We start from the raw sequence: 11,702 nt of genomic DNA on the forward strand, positions 1-11,702 counted from the left end.
GACTATTTATCGATAAGGAGCAATCATGGCAAACGTACAACTTAAAAACGGTCAAAAACTACAACTGACGATCAAACGTTTAGGAATCAACGGAGAAGGAATCGGCTATTATAAAAAATTGATCGTCTTTGTCCCGCGAGTTCTTCCGGGAGAAGAAGTGATTGCAGAAGTGACCAAAGCAACTCCGAGGTTTGCAGAAGCGAGAATGACCAAAATCATCAAGAAAAGCAGCGACCGTATTCTCCCCCCCTGCAAATTTTATGATCGTTGTGGGGGCTGTCAATTACAGCATCTTGTTTATGAAAAGCAGCTAGACTTTAAGAAAGACTTATTAAAACAAGCATTAACCAAATTTAAGCCCAAAGGTTATCAGAAGTATATCTTAAAAGATACGATTGGCATGGAAGAACCATGGCACTATCGCAACAAAGCGCAATTTCAGTTGCGATATGATACAAAATCAAAACGAATCGAAGCTGGTCTTTACGAAATGGATTCTCATCGTTTAGTGGCGATTGATGATTGTCTCGTTCAAGAAAAAGCAACCCAAGATGTGATCAATGGCCTTGTGCAGTTACTGAACAAGTATCAACTCCCAATCTATGATGAAAGAAAAAACAGCGGCATCCTGAGGACTTTGATGGTCAGAGTGGGCAGAGCGACCGGCGAAGTACAAGTCGTTTTTATCACGAACTCTAGCAAACTGCCACAGAAAAATGCCTTGATTCGAGAAATCAATCAACGCATGCCTCAAGTAGTTTCGATCATGCAAAATGTCCAAAGCAAGAAGACCTCGGTGATCATGGGGGATGAAACTTTACATCTCTGGGGAAAAGAAGCGATTGAAGAACGATTGCAGGAATTAACATTCGACCTTTCTCCTCGTGCATTCTTCCAACTGAATCCGCAACAAACTAGTATACTTTATGACGAAGCAATCAAAGCACTGGCATTGACAAAAAATGAAACCGTCGTTGATGCCTATTGTGGTGTTGGAACGATTGGACTAAGCCTCGCAAAACATGCAAAGGAAGTCCGTGGGATGGACATCATTCCGCAAGCAATCGAAAATGCCAAAGAAAATGCCCGCCGAATCCAAGCAAATAATACGCATTATGAAACAGGAACTGCTGAAGACTTACTCCCTAAATGGTTTGCTGCTGGTTTTAGACCCGACAGTATTGTGGTTGATCCCCCTCGAACTGGATTAGATGACCACCTGTTGCAAGCGTTAGTTGCTCAGCCGCCAAAGAAAATGGTTTATATCTCTTGTAATGTTTCAACATTAGCCCGTGATTTGGTCAAATTAGCGTCTGTCTTCAAGATTGAGTATCTACAGTCTGTTGACATGTTTCCTCAAACTGCTCGTTGTGAAGTTGTCGTTAAATTGACGCGTATATAAAAAGCCTAGCCATCTTCAAGTAAATGAAGATGGCTAGGCTTTTTTAGGAATTCAGCTAGTATCCAAACACACATTGCTGGACACTAGCTGGATCAAATCTTATTTTGTGACTAAAGCATCAAGGCTGGCTACTGCCAAACTCATTTTGGCGATCTTATCCAATAATGCAAAACGATTGCGACGTATTGCCTCGTCATCTACCATGACCATTGTCTGATCAAAATAAGCTTCGATCAATGGTCTCAATGAAACTAGGCTTTGATAGTTTTGTTCCATCGTTTGTTGCGGGAACTTATCTTCAATGGCGACCACTGCCTCATAAAGCGTATTTTCTGATTCGTTCTCAAACAATTCAGGATTGATTTGTTTGTGTTCAAGATCTGCCTTTTTCGCAAGATTAATGACCCTTGTCAAAGCTTCCATCGAAGGTTTGAAATCAGAATCATTCAAATGTGCTCTCAACATTTGAGCAGCTTCAAACAAAAGACTGATATCGCCTTGACGAGAGTTGATCACTGCTTCGATCACATCATGACGAATGTTTTTCGTTGCTAAGAATTGACGCAGACGTCCGTCAACAAAATCAATGACTTGCTCTTGTCCTTCGTTCAATTGAATGCCATAGACTGATGGCTGTTCATTGATTGCTGTGCGGATTTTTTCCTGTAAACGGGCTAACGGGAAGTACCAACGTTTCTCAGCAATAATCCGAATGATGCCATAAGTTTGTCGGCGCAATGCGTATGGATCGTTCGATCCGTTTGGAATCATGCCCACTGCAAAGAATGACAGTAAACTGTCTAACTTATCAGCAATTGCTAAAATTGCTCCAACGCTTGATTCAGGTAACGCACCTTCAGCAGAGACAGGCATATAATGTTCACGGATCGCTTGTGCCACTTGCGGTGTTTCTCCTTGCAAGAGTGCATACTTTTCACCCATGACTCCTTGTAATTCCGGAAACTCACCGACCATATTCGTTACTAAATCAAACTTATAGATTTCTGATGCACGTTTCAATTCTGTTCTTTCATCTTCAGACAATCCGACGGTTTCTCCAATGATTTGAGCAATAACAGCTACCCGTTGCATTTTTTCATATAAGCTACCGATTTTTTCGTGGAAAGTGACTTGTTTTAGTTTCTCCACACATTGATCGATGGTAAGTTTCTTATCCTCATTGTAAAAGAATTCCGCGTCTTCTAGACGCGCTGTCAATACTTTCTGATTTCCTTTGACTACATTATCGATTTTTACCCGATCGCCGTTTCTTGCTGAAATGAAATGGGGCAACAAAACACCTTCTGGGGTGCGCACATCAAAATACCGCTGATGTTCTTTCATCGAAGTGACTAAGACTTCTTCTGGAACTGAAAGATATTTTTCATCAAAGTCACCGACAAAAGCAGTCGGATATTCTACCAAGTTGTTCACTTCTTCTAAAAGATCTTCATCAAGATCGATCCGCCAGTTGTTTTCTTTAGCAATTGCCTCAATTTGGTCTACGATCAATTGCTGTCTTTTGGATGGATCAGCGATCACAAATTGGCGTTCCATTTGACTCAAATAGTCATCGGCAGTTTCAAAGGTGACTTCTTCTCCAAGGAAACGATGGCCACGGGATTTCCGATCTGTTACTACGTCAAGGACTGTAAATGGTACGACTTCCGCGCCAAACAATGCTACGATCCAGTGGATTGGCCGGATATACTCAAAATCGAAATTTGCCCAGTGCATTGTTACCGGGAACGCCAAACTAGTAATGACCTCTTTCAAACCAGTTAAAACTTCAAGCGCTGGTTTACCTTGAATATGCTTGGTGACATAGACATACTCCACACCATTTAATTCTTTGAAGGTAATTGCATCTGTGGTCAATCCTTGTCCGCGAACGAACCCTTGGGCTGCTTTTGACCAATTGCCATCGGCATCGATTGCAATTTTTTTGGCAGGTCCTTTCACTTCTTCTTGCGTATCAGCTTGACTTTCCGGAATCCCAGTCACATATACAGCTAAACGTCGAGGTGTAGAATAAGCTTCGATCGAACTGAATTGCAGTGCATGAGCTGTCAAAAACTCCGCCGTTTTTTGTTGTAGCTGTTTCATGCTTGGCGTGACAACATGTGCTGGCATTTCTTCTAAACCGATTTCTAATAATAGGTTTTGTGCCATTTTATTTCCCTCCCGCAATCAATTTTTCCGCTTCTTCTGGCGCTAATAATGGATAACCTAGTTTTTCCCGTTCAGCGACAAATAACTTGGCAACTTGTCTTGCTAAATTACGGATACGAGCCAAATATCCAGCACGTTCAGTTACCGAAACAGCTCCTCGAGCGTCTAACAGGTTAAATGTATGACTGCATTTCAAAATATAGTCATATGCAGGATGAACGAGGTTTTCATCGATACAGCGTTTTGCCTCTGCCTCAAAGCGGTCAAAATTGCTTAACAATAACTCTTGATCGCTGACTTCAAAGGAATATTTTGAATGTTCAAATTCAGGCTGACGGAAAATCTCGCCGTATTTGACCCCTGTCGACCATTCCAGATCATAGACACTTTCAACTTCTTGGATATAAGATGCTAAACGTTCTAGTCCATAGGTGATCTCTGAAGTAACGGGTTTGCAGGCCAATCCTCCAACTTGTTGGAAGTAAGTAAACTGAGTGATCTCCATGCCGTCTAGCCAAACTTCCCAACCCAGACCAGCACAACCCATAGAAGGATTTTCCCAGTTGTCTTCTACAAAGCGAATATCATGTTCTAGCGGATCGATCCCTAGCAAACGCAGACTTTCAAGGTATAATTCTTGAATATTTTCTGGAGAGGGCTTCATCACCACTTGAAATTGATGGTGCTGATACAAACGGTTGGGATTTTCTCCATAACGGCCGTCAGCCGGTCGGCGAGACGGCTCCACATAGGCGGCGTTCCAAGGCTCCGGTCCAATTGCACGTAAAAAAGTATACGGACTCATGGTTCCTGCTCCTTTTTCGGTATCATACGCCTGCATTAGCATACAGCCGTTATCAGACCAGAACTTCTGTAAAGTCAAGATCATTTCTTGAACGGTTAATTTACTCATTATTTTCTTCCTTTCTTACAACGCATTGACTACTGGATAAAATTCAACAACATGACCTGGAATCAATTTTACTTCAACAACATGGTCATCCGTCAAAACATCTGACAAATCATACAACATTTGGTCCGGTTTTGTTGTTAACTCTTTGACTAGTTGGTCATCTTGCTTGACTAAGATTTGCAATGGAATACTTGCTAACACTTTTAATTTTTTTTCTTTGAATTCTGATGCAGCAATCGTCATATCAAATGGCATGAGAGTCCCCTCCTTTTCTAAGTCATTGATTCTACCGCAAAGGTTGAGTTTTTCATGAAATAGGACACAGGTACTACGTTCTCCCTGCGAGCCTACTGTTTCACATCTGCTCGTCTCTTCTGTGTTACTCCTGCAGTCACTTCTACCAGCAGGGTTCGCTAACAAGGACTTGCATGTCCTGCTTTACAGGTCGATCACAGTGATTCGAGCAATGGTGATCCACACCAAAAAATCCCTATACCTATACTTGCGCATAGATATAGGGACGATATTCTCGCGGTTCCACCCTACTTCCGATTACTCGGCAGCTTCATTGAGTCATACTCCCGGATGCCTGCGAAAAAAGGATTCAACTTGGCTTTCACTATCCCAAGCTCGCTGGATGACTCTGGCTTCTTTCTTTTTTCCGATCAACGTATTTATTTGATTATCCTTATCATAGTAGCTGTATAGGGACTTTGTCAATCAAAAAATATAAAAGCAATTAATTAGGGCCTAAGTCCGGCTGATCGTGAAAGATGATCATATCTGATACCCGACCGTCACTTTCAAAAATCACAGCCTCGTTGTTTCCTTCTCGTAAATAAGGAGCTGGAATATATAACCGTCTTTGCGGTCCTCTCTCCCAGAAACGACCAATATTATGCCCATTGATCACAATAAATCCTTTGCCCCAGCCCGGCAGTTCTACAAATGTATCTGCGCATTCATCCACTTGAAAGCTCACTTTGGAGAAACTCGGTTGTCCCGTTTGCCAGTGACCGGAAAAATCTACTTGATCAAGATTATCCATCGGTAGACTGTATATTTCCCATTCACTTTGAAACGCACCGTTGACGATCACTCCGTCTTTGATACCTTTGTATTGATGATTCATTTGGACGGAGTAATTGACCCGTCCCATGTTCTCAACCAAGATCCCTAACTCATTTGACTCCTCCGTCAGTGTGAAAGTCTTCTTTTGTCCGATTTCCTGATCATATTGAATAAATTGCAGCTGATTATTAATAAACGTATGGGCTCGATCCTGACAATGGATCAGTCGATAGTCTTCGATCACACGCGATTTGCCAATTTGCGAACGATAATAGACATAGCCAGTAGCTTGATCTAACAGTTCCATCGTTAAAGGATAATTGTGCTTGACTGGTTGACTGATGCTAGCTAGTGTCTCAAAGAGAGAAACTCGCTGACTAACTTTCCAGCTACCATAAGCCCGTTTGGTGATTTTTGTAGTCAAAGGAAAGGATGGGATTTCGGTAATTTCACCTATGACTTGTTGAAATGCTTCATACTTAGGTGTCACATCGCCCCATTCCGATAACAACGCATCATAGTCATAGCTAGTAACGTCTGGTGATAATTTCTCATAATAGTTGGCACCATTCATAAAGCCGAAGTTCGTGCCACCATGGAACATATAAATATTGACGGAGCCAGCTTCTAAGCAGTCCCGCAATTCATTAGCAGCGTCGGTTACCGATGTGGTATGGTGCTTGTCATCTCCCCATGCATCAAACCAGCCTATCCAAAATTCCATGACCATCAATGGCTGCTTCTTCCCATGGAATTCTTGAAGTTTTCTAAAATTCTCCTTAATGTCTGATCCACAGTTGATGGTTGGCAGTGCGATGTCCTTGATCGAACCGTTCTCTAACATATCCAGCCAAGGACCATCTGACGTAAATAAGGGCACGTCAATGCCATTGTGACGCATTAGTTCAGCAGACTTTCGCAAATAACTTTTGTCATTTCCATAACTGCCATATTCATTTTCAACTTGCATCATCAAAATTGGTCCTTCTTGAGTGATCTGTAAATCACTCACTTGAGAAAAAAGCTGTGTAAAGTATCGAGCGATCTTTTCCATAAACGGTGGATAGTCAAAGCGAATCTTCATGAAGGGATCTTTTAACAGCCAATAAGGAAGGCCCCCGAATTCCCATTCCGCACAAATATAAGGTGCTGGACGAAGGATCACATACAGCCCTACCTCCTGTGCAAGCTGAATAAAGCGCCGCAAATCAAGATTATCGCTAAAGTCAAACTTTCCTTCCTGCGGTTCATGCATATTCCAAGGCACATACGTTTCGACTGTATTACAACCCATCAAACGTAATTTTTCTAAGCGATCCCGCCAATATGCAGGCACAACTCGAAAATAGTGTATCGAGCCAGAAATAATTTTCATGGGCTGATCATTTAAATAAAATTCGTCTTTGATTACAAAAGCAGTCATTCGCTTCTTCCTTCCTTGATTACATATACACTGTATTGATCTGCAACGGAGTCTTCAGTCAAATGCTTACCGGACAGTAGGTCCTTCTTTCCTACAAATTGTGCCGGCACCTTTTGCGCTTGCTTCTGAAAATTGATGATAAAATAGTAAACCGCTTCTTCCGTATGACGACAGCTGATTTCTAGATTTGTTTCTCCTTCAATCACAGCAGTTAGATTTGCGCTATTGGTTGCTTCATCCAAGATCGTATCTAAAAGATCTTTTTCAAGTTGAGTCCCAATATAATAAACGACCCCTTGACCAAATCGATTTTTGGTCACTGCTGGTGAACCGGCATAGAAGTTACTCGTATAGTCCGCTACAGATTCAGCGGTCTCCAAATGGATGATCTCACTGACTAAGTTACTTTCTCCCTGTCTTCCCCCCTTTAATTGGATAACGTTCGTCTGCTCTGGTGCTAATGCATCAATCTCTTCTACCCAGATTCCTGCTAGCTCTCTTAAAGGCCCAGGGTAGCCGCCTAGATGGACATTGTCTGACTGGTCAACAATGCCACTCATATACGTTGTGATCAAGGTGCCTCCTTGTTCCACAAAGGATTCAAGAGCTTCTTTCATACCTGCTTTTACCATGTACAAAACCGGTGCTACCAGCACTTGGTACTTGCTGAAATCTGCATCAACTGACACCAAATCTGTTGCGATATTCTTTTCATAAAAGTAACGATAATATTGATGGATTTGTTGCACATAAGTCAAATCAACTGTTGGTCCGCTCGTATATTCCAATGCCCAATAATTATCCCAATCAAATAGAACACCAACTTCAGCCTTTGTTTCACTACCCAAAACTTCGTTCAGTCGGCTCAATTCTTCTCCTAATGCTGCAGTTTCTTTAAATACACGGGTGTTCTCATGCCCAACATGTTCTATCACCGCACCATGAAACTTCTCACAAGCACCAATGGAGCGGCGAAGTTGGAAAAACTGGATTGTATCTGCTCCATGAGCGATCGTCTGATAGCTTTGCGCGCGCATTTGGCCAGGTTTTTTCAATGAATTATATGGTTGCCAGTTTTGTTGGGATGGTGTTTGTTCCATCAACATAAACGGCGCTTGTTTCAATCCCCGCATCAAATCATGAGTCATTGCAACGAAACTCCATGGTGTATTATATGAAGGATAGTTGTCCCAAGAAACAATATCCATTTCTTTTGCCCATTTGAAGTAATCGAGTCCTTTAAAAGTTCCCATCAAATTCGTGGTAATCGGTGTTTGACTATCGAATTGACGAATAGCATCCCGTTCTAACTTAAAGTTTTCTAAAAGACTGTCAGAATTGAAACGACGATAATCGATAGAAATTCCTGCAAATGCGGTTTTGTCATGACCGATTCCTTCAGAAAGAGCATTCGGCAGAACGATTTCGTCCCATTCATAAACAGTATGCCCCCAAAATTCCAGATTCCACGCTTTATTCAATGCCTCAAGGGTTTGATACTTATCTTTTAGCCAGACCCGAAAAGCTTTCTCACAGTTTTCGCAATAACACTCACCTCCATATTCATTATTGATATGCCAACAAGTGACTTGCGGGTTACCACCATAGCGTTGTGCCAATTTCCCAGCTAATCGTTGTGCATATTTTTGGTAGACTAAGCTGTTAGGACACGCATTGTGCCGCTGTCCAAATTTATGGTGCCGCCCTTCATAGTCAGTTCGAGCCACTTCTGGATAGCGCTTGAACATCCATGCTGGCAACGCCGCTGTTGAAGTCGCTAATACAATGTCGTAGCCTTCTTCACTCAACATATCAATCATCTCATCCAACTCATTAAAGTAATAATCGTGCTCTGAAGGTTGGATTTTTGCCCAAGAAAAGACATTGATAGTCGCACTATTGATGTGTGCGTTTCTAAAAATTCGCATATCTTCTTGCCATATTTCTTGCGGCCACTGATTAGGGTTATAATCGCCACCGAATAAAAACCGTTCAAAAACTTTTTTCATGTTTGACGCTCCTTTTTCTCATTGATAATTATTATTGTAAGGCTTTTCAAAAAGTTGTAGTATAATAGGATTGTCATGATTCTATAATATTTCGAAACAAGGAGAATTCAATGTCTATCTATTTCTATCAGAACAACCCTCGGCTCCCTGTCAGTATCGAGAGCATTGGGAATCATTGGGCACAAGATGAAGTGGTTCGTCCCACTGGTTATCCATATTATCACTGGTTGCAAACTACCGCTGGCCAAGGGACCGTCCTTTTTAACGATCAATCCTTTGTGTTAACTCCTGGGGCTGGCATTTTGATTTTGCCATTCATCCCTCATCGTTACCATCCTCATAGAGACTGGCAGACAAACTTTGTTACGCTGCAAGGAGATTTAGTACAGGAATTGTTGAAACCTTTTGGCGGAAAGCGCTACTTGATGGGGCAAGATAGCCCTTTATTTTCTTACAGTGAGTGGATCAATCAACGAATCCGCGACGATCAAGAAAAAATATTAGACCCATTGCGCTCTTCCAGCAGTTGCTATCACTTTCTTTTGGCATTGATCCAACAGCAAAATGCTGACGCAAATGAAAAGCATCATTTGTACCAACGCTACATTGCGCCTATACTACAAGAAATCGAAACCAATTATGCTCATCCATTGACCGTCGCTGAACTTGCGGAAAAAATTTTTGTAACTCCGCAGTATTTGTCGCGGCTCTTTCAGCGCTTTTTGGGACAGTCAACCTCCCAATTTTTGCTGAATTATCGCCTGAATCGTGCCAAAGAATTATTGGTAGGCGAGCCTCATCTGGACATCCAAGATGTCGCTTTCTTGGTAGGAATCCCAGATGCAAGTCATTTCACTGCTCTTTTCAAAAAAAAAGTTGGCGCTACTCCAAAGAAGTTTCGCCAACTTTATCGTTGATCTTTGGGTTTCAGGATATCTTGCCACTGTCCCATTTGATCAATAAATTTTTTGCTTTTCAAATGTAAGCCAACATATTCATCATACAATAAATCAATTACCTGACGAATGGCTTGCTTCGTTTCTGGTTTTAACTTGATCGATGCGATTTGTTCATAAGAGATTTGTGCAAACAAACGAATAAAATGGATTGCCCTTGGATCACCGTGATAACGATGGTCATCTAAGGACCAATGCTTTTCGCATATGACGCCATTGTATTTCGAGGAATAATCAAAGCGGCCTTCTGTTTGTCCGCAGACCGCACAGTGGGTCCATATCGGTGAGACCCCAAAACGCTGCAGCAACTGAATCTCAAAAATATTAGTGATGATCTCTGCATCATTATCAGTATCCATCAACTGCAAAGCTTCATGTAAGAAATGATAGAGATTTGGATCGTACACGCGGTCATCGATCGCAGAGTCAGCCAGATTCAATAGATACGTAGCATAGCCTGCAAGAAAAATATCAGCTTGAATTTTGCGAAAAGAATGGATATCTTTGGCATTATTCAAGAATGACAAGCCCTCAGAACGAATATTTCCAATATAGGTCGCTTCAGTGTACGAAAGCAAAGCTGGCGTTAAAGGATTATTCTTGCGGTGGGCACCTTTTACATAGAACATTTGCTTTCCAGCCGATTCAGTGAATATTTTGACCAGTTTATCTTTTTCTTTATGGTCCCTAGTAAATAACAAGATCCCTTTTGTTTCAACTAAATTCATGAAAAACGCTCCTTTCTAAACCAGAAAGCTGAAGCAGCTCAATCCCCTTCGCTTGCTCCAGCTTTCTTTGTCTTTTCTCTCATCAAACTTCTTAGCTGATCTTGTTTAGAGAAGATCAGTAATCATCGTTCCGATAACCGTAGTCTGTCAGGAAGGTTTGTTTGTCTCGCCAGTCTTTTTGAACTTTGACCCATAATTCCAAGTAAACTTTATCGTCTAACAAATGCTCGATATCTAATCGTGCTTTTGTTCCGATTTGTTTCAGCATTTTGCCGCCTTTCCCAATAATGATTCCTTTTTGGCTATCCCGTTCAACGACGATCGTTGCTTGAATATGAACTTTATCATTTTCATCCCGTTTCATCGAGTCAACCACCACAGCGACTGAGTGAGGCACTTCGTCTCTAGTCAGTAACAGCACTTTTTCCCGCACTAATTCCGAAACGATGAAATATTCTGGATGGTCTGTGATTTGATCCTCAGGAAAATATTGGGGACCTTCCGGCATTTGATCAATGACTAATCTCATCAATGTCTCAAAATTATTTCCTTCCGTTGCCGAAATCGGCACGATCTCCGCAAACGTCATTTGAGCCGCATAATCTTCGATAATAGCTAAAAGTTCGTCTGGATGTACTTTATCGATTTTATTGATAACTAGAAAGACCGGCGTCTCGTTTTTCCGCAGCCGCTCGATAATGAAGTCATCGCCCTTCCCCCGTTTTTGATCGGCACTGATCATAAATAAGGTCACATCGACTTCACGAAGTGCACTATAAGCAGTTTCCACCATGAAATCTCCTAAACGATGTTTTGGCTTATGGATTCCAGGTGTATCGATAAAAACGATTTGTGCATCTGGTATTGTGTAAACCCCTTGGATTTTATTTCGGGTCGTTTGTGCTTTGTCGCTCATGATAGCGATTTTTTGACCTACTACGCGATTAAGTAATGTGGATTTACCAACGTTGGGCCGGCCAACAATGGCAGCAAAGCCTGATTTATGTGTTGTCATAGGTGATCTCCTC

Annotated in this window: 9 protein-coding genes; 2 read left to right on the forward strand and 7 right to left on the reverse strand. The window is 41.7% G+C overall.

The features are described from left to right. The first annotated feature begins 25 nt into the window (after positions 1–25). Positions 26–1,402, forward strand: a complete 1,377-nt coding sequence (rlmD, locus tag HED61_RS12205) for a 23S rRNA (uracil(1939)-C(5))-methyltransferase RlmD (RefSeq protein WP_003126313.1) — start codon at positions 26–28, stop codon at positions 1,400–1,402. A gap of 99 nt (positions 1,403–1,501) precedes the next feature. On the opposite strand, the gene glyS is transcribed toward rlmD, so the two are convergent. The 5 genes from glyS to HED61_RS12230 all read right to left on the reverse strand — a co-directional run bounded on the left by glyS (position 1,502) and on the right by HED61_RS12230 (position 8,990). After that, the gene (gene glyS, locus HED61_RS12210) at positions 1,502–3,574 is read right to left on the reverse strand and encodes a glycine--tRNA ligase subunit beta (RefSeq protein ID WP_219645015.1); all 2,073 of its coding nucleotides are present in this window, start codon (positions 3,572–3,574) and stop codon (positions 1,502–1,504) included. A gap of 1 nt (position 3,575) precedes the next feature. Continuing rightward, a complete protein-coding gene (glyQ, locus tag HED61_RS12215) occupies positions 3,576–4,490 on the reverse strand; it encodes a glycine--tRNA ligase subunit alpha (protein ID WP_162787489.1) in 915 nt (304 codons plus the stop codon). 12 nt (positions 4,491–4,502) lie between these two features. Then, positions 4,503–4,742 carry a hypothetical protein gene (locus tag HED61_RS12220; protein ID WP_003126309.1) on the reverse strand — a complete coding sequence of 80 codons (240 nt, stop codon included), beginning with the start codon at positions 4,740–4,742 and terminating at the stop codon, positions 4,503–4,505. Positions 4,743–5,226: 484 nt separating this feature from the next. After that, the gene (locus tag HED61_RS12225) at positions 5,227–6,981 is read right to left on the reverse strand and encodes a glycoside hydrolase family 35 protein (RefSeq protein WP_219645014.1); all 1,755 of its coding nucleotides are present in this window, start codon (positions 6,979–6,981) and stop codon (positions 5,227–5,229) included. Next, on the reverse strand, positions 6,978–8,990 hold the full coding sequence (locus HED61_RS12230) for a beta-galactosidase (protein WP_219645013.1): 2,013 nt from the start codon (positions 8,988–8,990) through the stop codon (positions 6,978–6,980). Before HED61_RS12230 ends, HED61_RS12225 begins: the two co-directional genes overlap by 4 nt. Positions 8,991–9,100: 110 nt before the next feature. Here HED61_RS12230 and HED61_RS12235 point away from each other — a divergent pair, with 110 nt between their 5' ends. Further along, positions 9,101–9,907 carry an AraC family transcriptional regulator gene (locus tag HED61_RS12235; protein ID WP_081131598.1) on the forward strand — a complete coding sequence of 269 codons (807 nt, stop codon included), beginning with the start codon at positions 9,101–9,103 and terminating at the stop codon, positions 9,905–9,907. Here HED61_RS12235 and recO read toward each other — a convergent pair. Continuing rightward, entirely contained in the window at positions 9,898–10,674 is a 777-nt protein-coding gene (recO, locus tag HED61_RS12240; protein WP_219645012.1) for a DNA repair protein RecO, read from the reverse strand. The two genes, HED61_RS12235 and recO, sit on opposite strands and share 10 nt — an antisense overlap. A gap of 115 nt (positions 10,675–10,789) precedes the next feature. Continuing rightward, entirely contained in the window at positions 10,790–11,689 is a 900-nt protein-coding gene (era, locus tag HED61_RS12245) for a GTPase Era (protein WP_219645011.1), read from the reverse strand. Between the last annotated feature and the right edge of the window lie 13 nt (positions 11,690–11,702).

It is taken from the genome of Enterococcus gallinarum (assembly GCF_021496385.1).
Taxonomy (GTDB): Bacteria; Bacillota; Bacilli; order Lactobacillales; family Enterococcaceae; genus Enterococcus_D; species Enterococcus_D gallinarum.

What these genes read in the sequence shown, in the direction of transcription:
- rlmD (WP_003126313.1), top strand. Translation starts at nt 26, where the DNA reads ATGGCAAACGTACAACTTAAAAACGGTCAAAAACTACAACTGACGATC.
- era (WP_219645011.1), bottom strand. Translation starts at nt 11,689, where the DNA reads ATGACAACACATAAATCAGGCTTTGCTGCCATTGTTGGCCGGCCCAAC.
- glyS (WP_219645015.1), bottom strand. Translation starts at nt 3,574, where the DNA reads ATGGCACAAAACCTATTATTAGAAATCGGTTTAGAAGAAATGCCAGCA.
- recO (WP_219645012.1), bottom strand. Translation starts at nt 10,674, where the DNA reads ATGAATTTAGTTGAAACAAAAGGGATCTTGTTATTTACTAGGGACCAT.
- HED61_RS12220 (WP_003126309.1), bottom strand. Translation starts at nt 4,742, where the DNA reads ATGCCATTTGATATGACGATTGCTGCATCAGAATTCAAAGAAAAAAAA.
- HED61_RS12225 (WP_219645014.1), bottom strand. Translation starts at nt 6,981, where the DNA reads ATGACTGCTTTTGTAATCAAAGACGAATTTTATTTAAATGATCAGCCC.
- HED61_RS12230 (WP_219645013.1), bottom strand. Translation starts at nt 8,990, where the DNA reads ATGAAAAAAGTTTTTGAACGGTTTTTATTCGGTGGCGATTATAACCCT.
- HED61_RS12235 (WP_081131598.1), top strand. Translation starts at nt 9,101, where the DNA reads ATGTCTATCTATTTCTATCAGAACAACCCTCGGCTCCCTGTCAGTATC.